Raw genomic sequence first — 17,163 nt, forward strand, 5'->3', positions numbered from 1 at the left:
CAAGCTGTGGCACAAATGAGGATGGCGATATGAAAGAAGAAAAAATAAAAGTATATATTTATACGAGAGTATCTACTGCCGTTCAGGTAGACGGCTACTCCTTAGATGCTCAGAAATCAAGAATGAAAGCCTATGCTGAGTTCAATGACTTCCAGATTGTTGGTGAATATGAGGATGCCGGTAAATCGGGAAAGTCCATCGAGGGCAGATTGGAATTTAACCGCATGATGGAGGACATTAAGTCCGGTAAGGATGGCGTGTCCTATGTGCTGGTGTTTAAGTTATCCCGTTTCGGCAGAAATGCGGCAGATGTGCTTTCCACCTTACAGGTGATGCAGGATTTCGGTGTCAATCTGATTTGTGTGGAGGATGGCATTGATTCCTCCAAGGATGCCGGTAAGCTGATGATTTCCGTGCTGTCTGCGGTTGCTGAGATTGAGCGTGAGAATATCCGTGTTCAGACGATGGAGGGCAGAATCCAGAAAGCACGTGAGGGTAAATGGAACGGCGGATTTGCTCCCTACGGATACAAATTGGAGAAAGGTATGCTGTATATCAACGAGGAAGAAGCCGAAGCAATCCGCATTATCTTTGACCAGTATGTGCATACCGATATGGGGGCAAATGGTCTTGCGAAATACCTTGCCAATCACGGTATCAATAAGATTCAGAGACAGAATGGAAAAAATCCTCTGTTTGATGCAGCACTGATTCGCAGAATTTTGAAAAACCCCGTTTACTGCGGTAAAATCGCTTACGGCAGGAGAAGAACGGAAAAGGTACATGGAACTCGTAATGATTACCGACTTGTGGAGCAGGAAAATTATCTGTTGGTTGATGGTCTGCATGAAGCCATTGTATCAGAAGAACTCTGGCACGAAGCACAGGTAAAACTGCTTGCCCAGGCGAAAAAATATGAAAAAGTCAACAACGGCAAAGACAACAAGGTACACCTGCTGACGGGGTTGCTCAAATGTCCTATTTGTGGAACCGGGATGTACGGCAACAAAAGCATCAAGCACAAGGCAGACGGCACAAAATATAAGGATTTCTTTTATTATGGCTGTAAACATCGCAATATGACCCGTGGTCACAAGTGCGATTATAAGAAGCAAATCAATGAGGAGCTGCTGGACAGCGCTGTTGCAGAGGTTATTATCAAGCTGGTCAGCAATCCGAAGTTTGCGGCAATGATGCAGCAAAAAATCAACATGAAGATAGATACATCTGCTATTGAGCAGGAAATTGCTAATTATGAAAAGCAGCTCCGTCAGAGCTATGCCACTAAGTCCCGTTTGATTGATGAGATTGATTCCCTTGACCCGGATGATAAGCACTATATCAAACGCAAGGCAGACCTTGATGATCGTCTTTATAAGATGTATGATAAGATAGAAGATACGGAGAATCTGTTGATTGAAACCAGAGCAAAGAAAATGGCAATCGAAGCAGAAAAGCTCACTGCTGACAATATCTACAAAGTGCTGATTTATTTTGAAAAGCTGTACGCCGTCATGGACGAGCAGGAGAAGCGACAGATTATGGAATCGCTGATTTCTGAAATCCATATTTATGAGGAACGACAGCCAAACGGTCAGTGGCTCAAATCTATCAAATTCAAGCTACCGATTATTGAGGAAGATATGGAAATGAGTTTGGACAACAATTCACATGTCGAAAGCATTGTATTACTACAAAGAAGATAAGAATTAACAGATGCAGGTATGGATGGCTTGCATCTTTTTTTACGCATTAGGAAAGTTAATAAAACAAGCTTCCAAATATTTCATATATAAAAACATGTTATAATAGCGATGAGGTGATATCATGATTGCAAAGTTTATGCGAACGATAAGGTTCTATATATTACCTGTCATACAAGCAAAGCGGACAAGGTTTTTAATAGTCAGCGGATTTATTATATTTTTTCATATCATTGCAGTGTTGATGACTACTGGAGAATTTAACATAGATATATTAAAGGGAATGGGGATTTCTGCAATTTGTTATGTTGTTGTAAAAAGCATTGTTACAGTTATAGGATATGCGGGTAGTATGAAACGAGATCAACCATGGGTTAAATGCAGCTTTATATTATACCCTGGTCGATATTACAGATCTTTAAATGGGGAAATAAAGGAACGCCATGATAGTCCGGTAAATGATCATGATGAATTTTGCTTGTTCTTGCTGGTTATTTTTTGTTTAACCTTCATACCATTTCTCGAACAATTACAGGCTGGAGATATAAAGGAGGCACAATTGATTTTATATTTTCAGACAGGTTTGTTATCAGCTTTTTTCACAATCCTTTTAAAGATACCAGCATATGAAACAGAATATAATGACAATCTGAAAAAGGCAAAAAGGATATTTATGGAATGTGGAGGAAATCGTGAACAATTAGATGCTTCAGAAGAATATTATGAATACCAAGTTGATATTGATACAGAACAGAAATGGTATAAGGAGATAGAAATGAAGGAATATGAATGGATACGTCCTTATCAAAAGGAAGATTTATCGCAAATTCTGTGTTTGTTTTATGAAACAGTTCATCATATAAATGCGAAAGATTATACAAAAGAACAATTGGATGTATGGGCAGATGGTAAAGCGAATGAGAAGGTATGGAATGAGCATTTATCACAAAATACCACTTTGGTTTATGTAAGATGTGGGGAAATCTTAGGGTTTGCGGATATGGAGGAAAATGGATATCTTGATCATTTGTTTGTACATAAGGATCATCAAAATGAAGGCATTGCCACAAAGCTTTGTAATCGATTAGAAAAGCAAAGTAATGCTGAAATGTTTTCTACTCATGCATCGATCACCGCAAAGCCGTTTTTTCTAAACAGAGGATATAAGGTGGTAAAAAAACAGCAGGTGGAACGTAAAGGAATCCTGTTGACAAATTATATAATGAAGAAAGAAAATAAGATTAGAGAAAAGTGAGGAAAAATAATGAATGATAAACAACGAATGCTGTCGGGAAAACTATATAATCCATATCATATACAAGATCATGCCTGGGAGAATTGTCGGGAAGCTTTAGAGAAATTCCATGCATTGCCTTATAATCATCAAGAAGAACGTATGCAGATTTTAAAGGGGATTTTTGGTCATTTAGAAGATGATGCCAATATCATTCCACCATTTTTTTGTGACAAGGGTACACAGATTTATATTGGAAAGCAGTTTTTTGCGAATACCGGTTTATTGATATTGGATGAAGCAGAAGTACGAATTGGCGATCATGTGTTTTTAGGACCAAGAGTAAGTATCTATACTGCTGCACATCCAATTGATGCCATGGTTAGAAATATGGGACTTGAATATGGTAAAGGTGTTACCATTGGTCATGATGTATGGATTGGTGGAAATGTTGTCATTAATCCAGGTGTGACAATAGGAAATAATGTGGTAATTGGCTCTGGCTCCGTGGTAACCAATGATATTTGTGATGGTGTAATCGCGGCTGGAAATCCATGCAGAATAATACGGAAAATTACAGAGGAAGATAAGGCATATTGGCAAAAAGAAATGAAGGAATATTTAGAAGATGAAGATACGAAATAATCTAATGATTAATTGTATATGAGTAGGCACTGGAATGACTGATTGATAGATAAAGAGGTAACTATGAAAACAACGGAAGAAATGGTTAAATATATCCAAAAACTTGAAGATGAAAATAATAAATTAAAACGCAGATTACAAAGATATGAAAAAGATATTGATTTAAATATCACTTTAACAAATGATCAAAAAGTGTCTATATACATGAAATACTTTAAGGGTCGTGATGATATCTTAGCAATACGATATTATTCCAATAAAAATCAGCGTTTTTCCTATACCCCTCTATGTTTCCATGACTTCGATGATAGATTATGTCTGAAAGCAAAAGGTAAAAAAATAAACTGTTTAAAATGTCCAAATCGTGATTTCATGCCATATACAAAAGAGTTATTGAATGAACATTTTAAACCTAAAAAGTTTCATAAAATTATATATAAAGAGGTGTGCTTAGGTTTATATCCATTACTTCCAAATGGAATGTGTTATTTTGTTGCAATTGATTTTGATGAAAATGATTGGATGAATGAAATGCTTTGCGTCTATCGTGTAGCAAGAAGATATCAAATTGATCCATTATTAGAACGTTCACAATCTGGGCAAGGAGGTCATTTGTGGATTTTTTTTCAAGATGCCATATCAGCAGTTAAAGCAAGGAATCTGGCGAAAATGTTGTTGAAAATTGCAATGCGTGAGAATAAAGATATTGATATGAAATCTTTTGACAGAATATTTCCAAATCAAGATTATGTAGCTAATGATGGAGTAGGAAATTTGATTGCTTTGCCTTTACAATATAATGCTTTTTGTAAGGGAAACAGTGCCTTTATTAATGAAGCAGGAATCGTTATTCATAAGCAAGTTGAGTATCTTTCTACAATAGAAAAGTTAACAGAAAGTGAGATTGATCGTATTTTAACGAATGAAGATGTCATAGATTATTTTTATGATGGTAATCAAGCAGCTCTTTCGCTTTATGATGATGTGAAATACAGTAACCATTTGGTTGTTATAGAAAATTCAATGCTGCAAATTAAAAAAAATACATGTAACGCATTAACACTTAATATGATAAAAAGAATCTCAAGTTTAGTTAATCCTGAATATATTTTGAAAAAGAAATTACATAAACCCATATTTAATACTTCATATATTTTGAGTGAATATGAAGAAACAGATCAATATATTTGTATACCAAGAGGATTAAAAGAAAAATTAAATAATGTATTTTCAAACGCAATTATTGAAATAAATGATAAAACAATAAAAGGAAATGATATTGATTTTAAATTTAAAGGAGAGTTATATAGTCATCAACAAGAAGCAATAAATGAATTATTACAACATGATATTGGAATGCTTCATGCTTCTGCTGGGTTTGGCAAGACTGTAATGGCGGTATATGCTATAGCAGAAAAACATTGTAGTACGCTTATTATTGTTCCCAATCTTGATTTAAAAAAGCAATGGATAGAAATGATTGATCAATTTTCATTATATCCTAAATCACAAAAGAAAAAAGATTCTTTCATAGGTGAATATACAGGAAGTAAAAAAAATTTAAAAGGTAATTTAGATATCGCAACAATACAATCGTTGGCTAATTGTAATGATCTAGATATTTTATTAGAGCCATATGGGATGGTAATTATTGATGAATGCCATCATATCCCTGCTCAATCTTTCCGCACAGTTTTAAAAAATATAAAAGCCAAATATATTTATGGATTTTCTGCTACTCCAGATCGACAGGATGGATTAGAAAAAGTAATCTATATGTATTGTGGTCCTAAAAGATATCAAGTAAATAAAAAGAAAGTAATTGCAGAAAGAGGTTTTCAACAAGCACTGATACCGCATTTTACAAATATAAAACTTATAGATAAAAAGGATACATATCAAGAAATAATTGATGAAATTTATATAAATGAGCATCGAAATTTTATGATAGCAAAGGATATAATAATGGCATGCCAAAAGGGAAGAAGATGCATCGTGTTATCTGAAAGAGTTGATCATTTAAAAATTCTGTTTGAAAAGATTAGAGATGTTTCCCCATATGTTTACATATTATCCAGTGGTATGAGTAAAAAACAACGTGATAAAATATTTCATGAGTTAGATAACTTATCTATTGAAAAAGGTTTTGTTCTGTTATCGACGAGTAAGCTTTTAGGGGAAGGATTTGATTATGCTTCACTTGATACATTGTTTTTGACGTTGCCTGTGTCTGATAAAAATAGAATATCGCAGTATACTGGAAGGATACATCGTAAATATATGGGGAAAAATATTGTTTATGTGCATGATTATGTAGATATTCATATCCCTATGATGGAAACGATGTTTCATAAAAGATTAAAAGCATATCATGATGAAGGATATATCGATGATACAATTAATCAAAAAAATCAGATTATCAATTATATTTTTGATTCTGATACTTATTTACAAGCTTTGGAATCTGATTTCTATAAAGCAAAGAAAGAAATCGTATTATATTTTGAAAAAATTCTACTGAATAAATTTAAGCATCATTTTGATTTAATACAAAAAACAGCTGAAAAAGGAATCTACATAGCGTTTATAACAAATGAAAAAGATATTGATGCTGAATTAATTAGATATATAAATGGCAGTGGAGCAACTATTTTAAATAAAAATATAAAGAAAAAATTAAATTTTATGATTATTGATAAAACGATTCTTTGGTATGGTGATATGAATATTTTTGGAAGAATCAAATCAGAATCAGCTTTAATCCGGATAAATAATAAAATGTTATCAGAAGAAATATTCGAAGATATTATATAAAATGGCATAGTAGTTAAATTATGTTTAAGATATGATATAAAAAACCAATGGAAAAGAATAATCATATGAAAGTAAAAGAATTACGAGATACTTTAAAAGATAAAGATGTGAAACTGGTAAATGAAGCGTTTGTGGAAGTATATAAAATGTTATCAAAAGATAAAAAAGAAGATGCAGATGTGATGTTGGGGAACATCTTATCAGGCAATGGAAAAGTGAAGAAACAGAAAAAAGAAGCTGAAAAAGAAGATCTTTCAGCATTGTTAGATGAAGCAGAGATATTTTTAGAGAATGCAAATCAGGGGTATTATAATGCACCTAATCGTATTGTGCCTAAATCAGAGCGCCCTAAATGGCGTTTTAAGGTAAAGAAATATCTAAAAACTTTTTTGGCTGTTTCCATAGATGATCCTACATATCCAAAAGTCTTAGAAAAGATAATTCAATTATATATATTATTATCAAAAGCCTGTGGCGTTTATTTATTCAGTTCAGATGATCCATTTGCTTCTGTTGGTTATATAAGTCAGGTAGATTTATATGACTGTATTATTGAAAGAATGATTCCTTTAGGCTTAAATGATCAAGCAATTGAATTAATGATACAATTGGCTTGTGATTTTGATTTAGATCCTATGACATTGCATATGGAGTTTCATGATAGATTGTTAGCGAACTTAGATTTGGAAGAGCAAAGAAAAGATGTCATCAGAATCGCAAAGATTATGCGTGAAAATGCATTAGAAAAATTAAAAAAATATAAATCTAAATATCAAAGACCTTATGAGTTAGTTTCCGTTATGAGGGAATATAATGACTTGATTTTCATCTTTTTAACAGCATTCGGCATTGGTAAAAAAGAAGTAGATGATTATCTGAAATATGATCAAGAAAAAGATGAAGAAGTATCAATGTATAAAATGCTGGATTATATTGATATTTTTGGAGCTGATGAAGATTGGGTGGATGTATATGAGTATATGGCTGTCGCAAAAAAAGTAACACCAAGAAAAAAACTACAGGAAAAATACAAAGAATTGAAAAAGGAGATCAATGGGTAATTTATGAATAAGGAACAGATTACATCAAAAACAGAAGCTTCGATACGACAACAATTATATCAAAGAGGATATGCTACTTGTATTGATACGATGGTATCTTTGGGATGGTTAAATCCTAAAGATGTTAGTCGATGGCAAAAATGTGAAATTCCATATTTAGAAAGAGTGTGTGGATCTAATCTAGGTCATTTGAATACTTTTTTAAAGGCATATCATCAATATGCGATGAAAAATGGCTATAAAAAAACTGGACATGCTATCGCCATAAGAAAACAAAGAAAATGTTACGCTTTTCAAAAAGTGGTAATGAAGTCGTAGAAATACGATATGCGACACATATTGTCTGTATGGAATGTAAAAAGAAAGAGAAAGTAGAGGAAGTTTTAGATGGAGAAAAAAACACTAAATAAATTACTGGAAAATGCATTAAAAACTGACTGTATTCAAATAATATATGAGCTTTTAAAATTAAATCCAGAAGGCGAGGAGCTCATTAACGATTGGTATGAAAAGAATGATCAAAAGCGTAAAGAAGAAGCACAAGATGCTGAATTTATAAATTTATGGGATGAAAGAATATTGCCAACAGTTATGGCATTCAATGAATATGGTGGTGGCGATTATAGAGAAGAAGATGATGCTATTTTCCTATTATGGGAATTATCAAAAATGGGCAAAGAGAAAAATATTTCTTGGAATGCTAGAAAAATGGTGATGGATTCTATGATGGAACAATATGCTATTGGTAATAGTGGATTTGAAGATATGTTGTATGAGATTGCAAGTGGATTTTGTGATACCGAAGAAGAAATTGTATATTTTGAAGAATTATAAAAAATGATCGTATAGGCTAATTTGCTTGCACGATCATTTTCGTTTTTCATTAAAATGAATGGGGGTATGGCGAAAGATTATTCTTGTGTATTTTTTACTTTTTCATGATATTCATTGGTTGCGGCATTTACTTCATTTTCAATTTTACGTGGGCGAAATTCATCTTTGCCAGCATCACATAATGGGCATTGATAATCAGCAGGTTCCTTTAAAAAATCTTCACCGTCATAGATATATCCACATACACTACACATATATTCCATAGTCAATGTCCTCTCTTTCTTTTATTACGATGGAATTATATATGAAAAATAGCATGCTGTCATGTATGATGCTTAAAGAAAAATCAGAAATTCGGTGTGAAAGGGTATGCAATCTGACGATTCAAAAGATTTTTTCACAAAATTTTACATTTCTATATTCATCAGACAAAAAATAGAGTAAAATTGTAATGTACGTTTGTACAAAACAAAAAGAGAGTTTAATTGGAGGTAATTATGAGCGGTTTTTTTGGAGTAGCTTCAAAAGAAGATTGTGTATTAGACGTGTTCTTTGGTGTAGACTACCACTCACATCTGGGAACAAGGAGAGGTGGAATGGCAATCCACGGAGAAAAAGGCTTTGCCCGTGCCATCCATAACATTGAAAATTCACCGTTCCGTACAAAATTTGAAAAAGACATTGATGAATTTCAAGGAAATTTAGGTATCGGATGTATTTCTGATAACGAAGCACAGCCACTGCTGGTAAAATCTCATTTAGGATCATTTGCCATCACAACTGTTGGACGAATCAACAACATTGCTGAGTTACAGGATTTATGCTTTGAAAGAGGTGTAACACACTTTCTGGAAATGAGTACAGGTCAGATAAATCCTACCGAATTAGTAGCATCACTTATTAATCATGAAGAAACAATTGTGGATGGATTGCGTTATGTTCAAAATCTGGTAAAAGGCAGTATGAGCATTCTGGTTATGACGCCAGACGGAATTTATGCCGCAAGAGATCGTTTAGGAAGAACACCAATTGTATTAGGTGAAAAACCTACAGGGTTCTGTGCAACTTTTGAAAGTAGCGCATTCTTAAATTTAGGATATCACCATTATCGTGATTTAGGACCTGGTGAAATTGTATTTATCACACCATCAAGTATTGAAGTTAAACAAAAACCAATGGATAAGATGAAAATCTGTTCATTCTTATGGGTTTATTATGGATATCCAACATCTACTTATGAAGGTGTAAATGTAGAATGTATGCGTAATCGCTGTGGAGAATTATTAGCAAAACGAGATAGTGTTGATGTGGACAGTGTTGCAGGTGTTCCTGATTCAGGTATTGCACATGCAGTAGGATATGCAAATCAATCAGGTATCCCATTTGCCCGTCCATTTATTAAATATACACCAACATGGCCACGTTCTTTTATGCCAACCAGTCAAGCACAGCGTTCTATGATTGCGAAAATGAAATTGATTCCTGTTCAGGAATTGATAAAAGATAAGCGATTATTGCTGATCGATGATTCCATCGTACGTGGAACACAGCTTGGAGAAACAACCGAGTTCTTATATGATAGTGGCGCAAAAGAAGTACATGTTCGCCCTGCTTGTCCACCAATTATTTTTGGTTGTAAATATTTGAATTTCTCACGTTCAAGTTCTGAAATGGATTTGATTACACGCCGTGTTATCCGTAAACTGGAGGGTGATGATGTATCTGATGCAGTACTTGCAGAATATGCTGATCCAGATAGTGAACGTTATAATAATATGTGTGAAGAAATCCGTCAAAGATCAAATTTCACATCTTTACGCTATCACCGTATTGATGATATGGTAGAAGCCATTGGATTAGAAAAATGTAAACTTTGTACATATTGCTTTGATGGTAGAGAAGACGACGAAGATTAGATTATAGAAAGGCAGATTATGTAAAATTTAATCTGTCTTTTTCCGCATAAATATATGTAAAGATTTATCAAATGTGATAAACTATAGGCGAAGATAAAAAGATAGGAGAAAAACTAATGAAACAGGACATGATTGTAATTTTAGACTTAGGTAGTGAAGAAAACACTAGACTTGCCAGAGAAATTCGTGAATTAGGTGTATACAGTGAAATTTATCCACATGATATCACAAAAGAAGAATTAACAAACCTTCCAAATGTAAAAGGTATTATCATTAATGGCGGACCTAATCATATTGTAGATGGCGTGCGTATTGATGTATGTGAGCATGTATATGAAGCAGGTTATCCTGTGATGTCAGTTGGTCATGAACTAGCAAAATGCGAAAATGCAATGGATGCGTGGTCTGATGATAAAGAAGAACGTTTGAATGTTTTAAAGAACTTTGTATTTGATACATGTAAGGCTGAAGCAAACTGGAATATGAAAAACTTTGTGGCAGACCAGATTGAATTGGTTCGTAAACAAGTGGGAGATAAGAAAGTGTTGCTGGCATTATCTGGTGGTGTTGACAGCTCTGTTGTTGCGGCTTTATTGATCAAAGCCATTGGAAAACAACTGGTATGTGTTCACGTGAATCATGGATTGATGAGAAAAGGTGAATCTGAAAGTGTTGTAGAAGTTTTCAAAAACCAGTTAGACGCAAACTTGATTTATGTAGATGCAAGTGAGCGATTCTTAGGTAAACTGGAAGGTGTTGCTGATCCAGAAAAGAAACGTAAAATCATCGGTGCTGAATTTATTCGTGTGTTTGAAGAAGAAGCACGCAAATTGGAAGGTATTGACTTCTTAGGACAGGGTACAATTTATCCTGATATCGTAGAAAGTGGTACGAAAACTGCTAAGATGGTAAAATCTCACCACAATGTTGGTGGACTTCCAGAAGATTTAGGTTTCTCTTTAGTTGAACCATTGCGTATGTTATTTAAAGATGAAGTGCGTGCATGTGGATTAGAATTAGGATTACCTGATGAAATGGTATTCCGTCAGCCTTTCCCAGGACCTGGATTAGGTGTTCGTTGTTTAGGTGCAATTACAAAAGAACGTTTAGAAGCAGTTCGTGAAGCGGATGCAATTTTAAGAGAAGAATTCCATAATGCCGGATTGGATAAAAAAGTTTGGCAGTATTTCACAGTTGTACCTGATTTCAAATCTGTAGGTGTTAGAGATAATGCAAGATGCTTTGAGTATCCTGTGATCATTCGTGCTGTAAATACAGTTGACGCAATGACTGCGACAATCGAACAGATTGAATGGCCAGTGTTGATGAAGATTACAGATCGTATCTTGAAGGAAGTAGCAAATGTCAATCGTGTTTGTTATGACTTGTCACCAAAACCTACTGCTACAATTGAGTGGGAATAGTAACAATTTAGCTTTATATCTAAAATCGTCGTTTGATATGACGATTTTTTCTTTTTATTCTATTGTTGTACAAATCACCTTTTAAATAAAAAATAATCTATGAAGCAACAGAAAAATTTTATATATGCAACTTCATTAGATTATGAAATCATGTCAGAAATATGTAATTCTACTCATAGTAGGTGTGATTTTTTAGCATATAAATTATAATGATTGAAAGGAGGGATATTATGGATCAAGAAAAAATTGGAAAGTTTATTGCAAAGTGTAGAAAAGAGCAAGGCTTAACGCAAGCACAATTAGCCGAAATGCTAGGTATTACGTATAAAGCGGTAAGCAAGTGGGAGAGTGGAAAAGGACTGCCTGATCCATCAAGGATGATTGATTTATGCAATATACTAAAAATCACTGTTAACGACTTATTGAGTGGTGAAAAAGTAGAAGAAAAAAACTATGTAAATAAAGTGGATGATAATTTGATTGAGTTACAAAAACAAAAACAAGCAATGAACATGGCAGTAAGGATATGCTATTTATTGATAGCAATCATATTATTCATTTGTAATTTCCTTAATGTGATACTATATGGTATTGAAGAAGCAACAAAAAAACCAGAATTCTTCATCATGGTATCAATCGCACTTATTTGGCTTTTTGTATACACATATATAATAAACAAGGTTGATAGTAAAAGAAATATGGGATATGTTATTGCTATATTTGTCATTGGTGTGATTGTTGTTTTATTGGTTCCTCTGTTTTTTACGATATTATTATAAGCTGAAGGAGGATATTAGAAATGAAGATAAAAAAATTATGGAGTTTCCTTTTGATTATCGCAATAAGTTTTTATTTAGTTCCACTTAAGATAAAAGATACAGGAATTGGCATGTTAGTCTTGTTAGTGGTTTTACCCATCATAAGTTTTATATGTTCCATGATTTATGGAATGGGAAATACATTTCATCCATTATTTTCTCTATGTGTAGTATTACTATATATTCCCACAGTCTTTTTATATTATAATAGTAGTGCGATGATTTATGCTTTGATATATGGGTTATTAAGTTTAACTGGGCTTTATATTGGTACATTGGTTTCAAGAAAGTGCGGTAAAACTGATGCTAGTAAAGAGTAAGATAAAGATATAATGAGGGATTTTGTTAAATTATCAGTTGCAGATATACTTGGTAATCAATGAAGTTTAGAGAGGATGAAAAAGGAAATTGAAAAAATAGAAATGGATCAAAAAAGCATGTTTGAGGATACACTAAAATCATGTATAAAAAAAGCATGTAAAGATTTATATCGAAATGATAGTAAATTAATTAATGATAGTAATGCTCACACATCAGAACGAAGCATCGCTTTTAGATTTGGAATATATCTTGACAAGCGTTTATCAAAGTTTAAATGCTTTCATGAATATACTTTAGATGCAGAGTATAATCGGAATTTGGCAGATATTAAGCGTTTGCCTAATAGACCTAATGGGTGTTTTCCTGATTTCATTATACATAAAAGAGGAAGCAAACGATATAACCTTTTAGTGATTGAATGTAAAGGATGGTGGAGTGAAAAATATGAGGATGAAGAAGATATCAATAAAATACGATATTTTATAGAAGATGACAGATATCAATATCAAAAAGGATTATTTATTAAATTTGAAAAGAAACAAGCGGTGCTCACATGGTTTTCAAGCGGGGATTAGATTTCTTTGAAACAAAAAAACGAAATTTTCAGAAAATTTTTCTATACGTCAAAACTGAATAGTGGTAAAATATACCTGTTCAAAACGAACGAGGAGGTTTGTTATGATTAAAATAGGTATCGTAGGTTATGGAAACTTGGGACGAGGCGTAGAATGCGCTGTTTCAAAAAGCAATGATATGGAACTTGTCGGTGTGTTCTCCAGAAGAAATCCTGAAACGGTAAAGACACACACAAATGTCCCAGTTTATGAAATGAAAAAAGTATATGACATGAAAGATCAAATTGATGTATTAGTGTTATGTGGAGGTAGTGCAAATGATCTGCCAAAACAAACTGCTGAACTAGCAGAACACTTCAACGTCATTGACAGTTTTGATACACATGCGAAAATTCCAGAACACTTTGAAGATGTTAACAAAGCAAGTGTGAATGGAAAACATATCAGCATTATTTCTGTAGGATGGGATCCAGGTTTATTCTCATTAAATCGATTATATGGTCAGGCAATTTTACCAAATGGCAATGATTATACATTCTGGGGAAAAGGCGTTAGCCAGGGACACTCTGATGCTATTCGCCGTATTGAAGGTGTAAAAGATGCTAGACAATATACAATTCCTGTGGAAGCTTCATTAGAAAGTGTACGTAATGGTGAAAATCCAGATTTAACAACCAGACAAAAACATACACGTGAATGCTTTGTTGTGGCAGAAGAAGGCGCTGATTTAGAAAGAATTGAAAATGAAATCAAAACAATGCCTAATTATTTTTCAGATTATGATACAACGGTTCACTTTATCAGTGAAGAAGAATTGATGAGAGATCATAAAGGCATTCCACATGGTGGTATTGTATTCAGAACTGGTACAACAGGTTTTGATAATGAAAATAAACACGTCATGGAATATAAATTAACATTAGATTCCAACCCTGAATTCACATCCAGTGTGTTGGTCGCATTCGCTAGAGCGGCATATCGTCTAGCATCAGAAGGACAATATGGTTGTAAAACTATTTTTGATATTGCTCCAGCTTACCTGCATCCAGCAACAGGAGAAGAATTACGAAAAAATTTATTATAACAAGAAAAGGCGAAATGCCTTTTTCTTTTTAAAAGACACAATGCATTGCAATTTCATAGAATTTCCATATAATTAAATGCAGAAGAAAGAAGGAATGATCACATGAAACGCATAGTCACAGGGATATTGGCCCATGTTGATGCTGGAAAAACAACACTGAGTGAAAGCATGCTGTATTTATCTGGCAATATACGAAAACCGGGAAGAGTGGATCATGGTGATGCATTTCTCGATTATAATGAATTAGAGAAAAGTCGTGGAATCACGATATATCTAAAACAAGCGATCATGAATTGGAAAGATTGTGAATTTACACTGGTAGATACCCCGGGTCATGTTGACTTCTCTACAGAGATGGAACGTACGCTGCCAATATTAGATTATGCAATTCTGCTAATCAATGGAATGGATGGCGTACAGGCACATACACAGACTATTTGGAAACTGTTACAGCATTACCACATCCCTGCTTTCATATTCGTTAATAAGATGGATGCTGCCTATGCAGATGTACAAACACTAATGGATAATATCAAAGAAAAACTTAGCGGAAATTGTGTGGATTTTACACATAAAAATGAGGAATTTTATGAAAATATCGCATTATGCGAAGAATCACTTTTAGAAAATTACATGGAAACAGGAGATATTTCCACAGAAAACATCGCAGAATCCATATCAAAAAGGTTCATCTTCCCCTGCTTTTTTGGCTCTGCATTAAAAATGGAGGGCATAGAAGAACTGTTGGAAGGAATGCGTACATATACAATGGAGAAACAATATCCGCAAGAATTCGGCGCTAAAATCTATAAAATCAGCCATGATGAGCAGGGAAATCAATTGACGCATATGAAGATCACCGGTGGTATATTAAAGTCTAAAACAAAATTAAAAGAAGATGAAAAAGTCGATCAGATTCGTTTGTATTCGGGAAATAAATATGAAATGCTCCAAGAGATTGAAGCAGGAAGAATATGTGCCATCAAAGGATTAAAAAGCTTTTTACCGGGGGATGGCATTGGCATAGAAGAACATTTTCAACAGCCGGTATTAATGTCCTATATGAATTATCGCATAGTGCCACCAGTTGGTTATGATCAACATCTATTATTGAAACAGATGAATCAACTGGCTAAGGAAGATCCCCAGCTGCATGTTACATATACAAAACAAACGGATGAAATCCGTGTTGCATTGATGGGCGAAATCCAGATTGACGTATTAAGAAAACAGATATCAGATCGATATGGTGTAGAAGTAGCCTTTGATAAAGGCAGTGTGATCTATAAAGAAACGATTACAGAACCGATAGAAGGTGTAGGTCACTTTGAACCACTTCGACATTATGCAGAAGTACATGTATTGCTGGAACCTTTACCAAGAGGCAGCGGTCTGCAATTTGCTACAGACTGTCCACAAGATCAATTATCTGGACAATTTCAACGATTGATACTGACACATTTAGAAGAAATAGAACATCCGGGTGTACTGGGTGGCTTTCCTATCACAGATATTAAAATAACCCTGATTGGAGGAAAATCCCATAACAAACATACGGAAGGCGGTGATTTCCGTCAGGCGACCTATCGTGCAGTACGTCAAGGATTGAAAAAAACAACCTCTATTCTATTAGAACCATACTACGAATTTCAACTGGATATTCCAAATGAGTATATTAGTAAAGCGATTTTTGATATCGAAACCATGCATGGTACATTTGAAATCAAAGACGCAACAGATACAAACAGTATAATATGTGGAAAAGCACCAGTTTCCATGATGCAGGACTATCAACAAAAAGTGACAGCATATACCAAGGGAAAAGGCAAGTTGATATGTAGTTTAAAAGACTATGAGCCTTGTGAGAACCAGGAAGAAATATTAGCTCAGATTGGATATGATAGTGAAACAGATTTAGAACATCCAACCGGATCTATTTTCTGTTCGCAAGGTGCTGGATATTATGTACCATGGAATGAAGTGAAAAAACATATGCATGTAAAATACTGCTGGAAACCAGAAGAACCCAAAGCGATAATACAAAAACAAAAAAATTATCAGCCAGGAATAGATATGGATACAGAACTAGAAAAAATATTTGTGCAAACATATGGAACCAGCAAAAAAAGATATACACCAGCAATGGAAAAGAAAGAAATTATAACAGAACCTAAAATATCAATTATAAAAAAACCACAATGTATTCTTGTGGATGGATATAATGTGATACATGCCTGGCCTGAATTAGAAGAATTAGCAATGCAGAATTTGGATGCAGCACGAACAAAACTAATCAATGCCATGTGTAACTATCAAGGATACAAAAACTGCCTGTTGATTCTTGTTTTTGATGCCTATAAAGTACAAGAAGGTGTTGGATCAATGAACCAATATCATAATATCTATGTTGTTTATACACGGAAAGCACAGACAGCGGATATGTATATTGAACGAGCTACACATAAAATGGCGAATGAATATCAGGTTAGTGTAGTCACATCAGATGCTATGGAACAATTGATTGTGATAGGTCAGGGTGCTGGAAGAATGTCATCAAGAGAATTAAAATTAGAATTAGAACGTATTGAAAAACTTGAGATGAGCAGTTATGAACATACACAGAAAAAATATCGTACATATCTGTTAGAAGATGTAAAAAAATATATGGATGAAGAAAGCAGTGAGGATTAGTTATACATTACATAACAAACCTTGCTGTTTTTTTGTGAAAAAG

15 protein-coding genes are annotated in these 17,163 nt (G+C 33.9%); 14 read left to right on the plus strand and 1 reads right to left on the minus strand.

Features of this window, described 5'->3' with window-relative positions; translation table 11 throughout:
• The first annotated feature begins 29 nt into the window (after positions 1-29).
• The 7 genes from DW761_RS04745 to DW761_RS04775 all read left to right on the plus strand — a co-directional run bounded on the left by DW761_RS04745 (position 30) and on the right by DW761_RS04775 (position 8,291).
• On the plus strand, positions 30-1,706 hold the full coding sequence (locus DW761_RS04745; protein WP_117516559.1) for a recombinase family protein: 1,677 nt from the start codon (positions 30-32) through the stop codon (positions 1,704-1,706).
• A 121-nt stretch (positions 1,707-1,827) separates the two neighbouring features.
• Complete coding sequence (locus tag DW761_RS21355) at positions 1,828-2,958, plus strand: GNAT family N-acetyltransferase (RefSeq protein ID WP_233513024.1); 1,131 nt, start codon at positions 1,828-1,830, stop codon at positions 2,956-2,958.
• Positions 2,959-2,967: 9 nt separating this feature from the next.
• A complete protein-coding gene (locus tag DW761_RS04755; RefSeq protein WP_117516560.1) occupies positions 2,968-3,582 on the plus strand; it encodes a sugar O-acetyltransferase in 615 nt (204 codons plus the stop codon).
• A gap of 63 nt (positions 3,583-3,645) precedes the next feature.
• A complete protein-coding gene (locus DW761_RS04760) occupies positions 3,646-6,396 on the plus strand; it encodes a TOTE conflict system archaeo-eukaryotic primase domain-containing protein (protein WP_117516561.1) in 2,751 nt (916 codons plus the stop codon).
• Between the two features lie 47 nt (positions 6,397-6,443).
• Complete coding sequence (locus DW761_RS04765) at positions 6,444-7,457, plus strand: hypothetical protein (protein WP_117516562.1); 1,014 nt, start codon at positions 6,444-6,446, stop codon at positions 7,455-7,457.
• A 3-nt stretch (positions 7,458-7,460) separates the two neighbouring features.
• Positions 7,461-7,775 carry a hypothetical protein gene (locus DW761_RS04770; protein ID WP_117516563.1) on the plus strand — a complete coding sequence of 105 codons (315 nt, stop codon included), beginning with the start codon at positions 7,461-7,463 and terminating at the stop codon, positions 7,773-7,775.
• Positions 7,776-7,844: 69 nt separating this feature from the next.
• The gene (locus DW761_RS04775) at positions 7,845-8,291 is read left to right on the plus strand and encodes a hypothetical protein (protein WP_117453292.1); all 447 of its coding nucleotides are present in this window, start codon (positions 7,845-7,847) and stop codon (positions 8,289-8,291) included.
• 77 nt (positions 8,292-8,368) lie between these two features.
• Here the strand turns inward: DW761_RS04775 and DW761_RS21745 are convergent, their stop codons facing one another.
• Positions 8,369-8,554 carry a rubredoxin gene (locus tag DW761_RS21745; protein WP_117516564.1) on the minus strand — a complete coding sequence of 62 codons (186 nt, stop codon included), beginning with the start codon at positions 8,552-8,554 and terminating at the stop codon, positions 8,369-8,371.
• A gap of 234 nt (positions 8,555-8,788) precedes the next feature.
• Between DW761_RS21745 and DW761_RS04785 the strand changes: the two genes are divergently transcribed.
• The 7 genes from DW761_RS04785 to DW761_RS04815 all read left to right on the plus strand — a co-directional run bounded on the left by DW761_RS04785 (position 8,789) and on the right by DW761_RS04815 (position 17,120).
• Entirely contained in the window at positions 8,789-10,207 is a 1,419-nt protein-coding gene (locus DW761_RS04785; protein WP_117516565.1) for an amidophosphoribosyltransferase, read from the plus strand.
• 116 nt (positions 10,208-10,323) lie between these two features.
• Positions 10,324-11,631 (plus strand): glutamine-hydrolyzing GMP synthase, encoded by a 1,308-nt coding sequence (gene guaA, locus DW761_RS04790; protein WP_117453289.1) that lies wholly within the window; start codon positions 10,324-10,326, stop codon positions 11,629-11,631.
• A 230-nt stretch (positions 11,632-11,861) separates the two neighbouring features.
• Complete coding sequence (locus DW761_RS04795; protein ID WP_117516566.1) at positions 11,862-12,410, plus strand: helix-turn-helix domain-containing protein; 549 nt, start codon at positions 11,862-11,864, stop codon at positions 12,408-12,410.
• Positions 12,411-12,430: 20 nt separating this feature from the next.
• Complete coding sequence (locus tag DW761_RS04800; protein ID WP_117516567.1) at positions 12,431-12,769, plus strand: hypothetical protein; 339 nt, start codon at positions 12,431-12,433, stop codon at positions 12,767-12,769.
• Positions 12,770-12,844: 75 nt separating this feature from the next.
• On the plus strand, positions 12,845-13,345 hold the full coding sequence (locus tag DW761_RS04805) for a hypothetical protein (protein ID WP_117516568.1): 501 nt from the start codon (positions 12,845-12,847) through the stop codon (positions 13,343-13,345).
• Positions 13,346-13,448: 103 nt separating this feature from the next.
• On the plus strand, positions 13,449-14,429 hold the full coding sequence (locus DW761_RS04810) for a diaminopimelate dehydrogenase (RefSeq protein ID WP_117516569.1): 981 nt from the start codon (positions 13,449-13,451) through the stop codon (positions 14,427-14,429).
• A gap of 102 nt (positions 14,430-14,531) precedes the next feature.
• Positions 14,532-17,120: a translation factor GTPase family protein gene (locus DW761_RS04815; RefSeq protein ID WP_117453276.1), complete on the plus strand. Its 2,589-nt coding sequence runs from the start codon at positions 14,532-14,534 to the stop codon at positions 17,118-17,120.
• The last annotated feature ends 43 nt before the right edge of the window (positions 17,121-17,163 follow it).

It is taken from the genome of Absiella sp. AM29-15, assembly GCF_003434225.1.
In the GTDB taxonomy this organism is placed as follows: Bacteria; Bacillota_I; Bacilli_A; order Erysipelotrichales; family Erysipelotrichaceae; genus Hoskinsella; species Hoskinsella hominis.

What these genes read in the sequence shown, in the direction of transcription:
- DW761_RS04745 (WP_117516559.1), top strand. Translation starts at nt 30, where the DNA reads ATGAAAGAAGAAAAAATAAAAGTATATATTTATACGAGAGTATCTACT.
- DW761_RS21355 (WP_233513024.1), top strand. Translation starts at nt 1,828, where the DNA reads ATGATTGCAAAGTTTATGCGAACGATAAGGTTCTATATATTACCTGTC.
- DW761_RS04755 (WP_117516560.1), top strand. Translation starts at nt 2,968, where the DNA reads ATGAATGATAAACAACGAATGCTGTCGGGAAAACTATATAATCCATAT.
- DW761_RS04760 (WP_117516561.1), top strand. Translation starts at nt 3,646, where the DNA reads ATGAAAACAACGGAAGAAATGGTTAAATATATCCAAAAACTTGAAGAT.
- DW761_RS04765 (WP_117516562.1), top strand. Translation starts at nt 6,444, where the DNA reads ATGGAAAAGAATAATCATATGAAAGTAAAAGAATTACGAGATACTTTA.
- DW761_RS04770 (WP_117516563.1), top strand. Translation starts at nt 7,461, where the DNA reads ATGAATAAGGAACAGATTACATCAAAAACAGAAGCTTCGATACGACAA.
- DW761_RS04775 (WP_117453292.1), top strand. Translation starts at nt 7,845, where the DNA reads ATGGAGAAAAAAACACTAAATAAATTACTGGAAAATGCATTAAAAACT.
- DW761_RS21745 (WP_117516564.1), bottom strand. Translation starts at nt 8,554, where the DNA reads ATGGAATATATGTGTAGTGTATGTGGATATATCTATGACGGTGAAGAT.
- DW761_RS04785 (WP_117516565.1), top strand. Translation starts at nt 8,789, where the DNA reads ATGAGCGGTTTTTTTGGAGTAGCTTCAAAAGAAGATTGTGTATTAGAC.
- guaA (WP_117453289.1), top strand. Translation starts at nt 10,324, where the DNA reads ATGAAACAGGACATGATTGTAATTTTAGACTTAGGTAGTGAAGAAAAC.
- DW761_RS04795 (WP_117516566.1), top strand. Translation starts at nt 11,862, where the DNA reads ATGGATCAAGAAAAAATTGGAAAGTTTATTGCAAAGTGTAGAAAAGAG.
- DW761_RS04800 (WP_117516567.1), top strand. Translation starts at nt 12,431, where the DNA reads ATGAAGATAAAAAAATTATGGAGTTTCCTTTTGATTATCGCAATAAGT.
- DW761_RS04805 (WP_117516568.1), top strand. Translation starts at nt 12,845, where the DNA reads ATGAAAAAGGAAATTGAAAAAATAGAAATGGATCAAAAAAGCATGTTT.
- DW761_RS04810 (WP_117516569.1), top strand. Translation starts at nt 13,449, where the DNA reads ATGATTAAAATAGGTATCGTAGGTTATGGAAACTTGGGACGAGGCGTA.
- DW761_RS04815 (WP_117453276.1), top strand. Translation starts at nt 14,532, where the DNA reads ATGAAACGCATAGTCACAGGGATATTGGCCCATGTTGATGCTGGAAAA.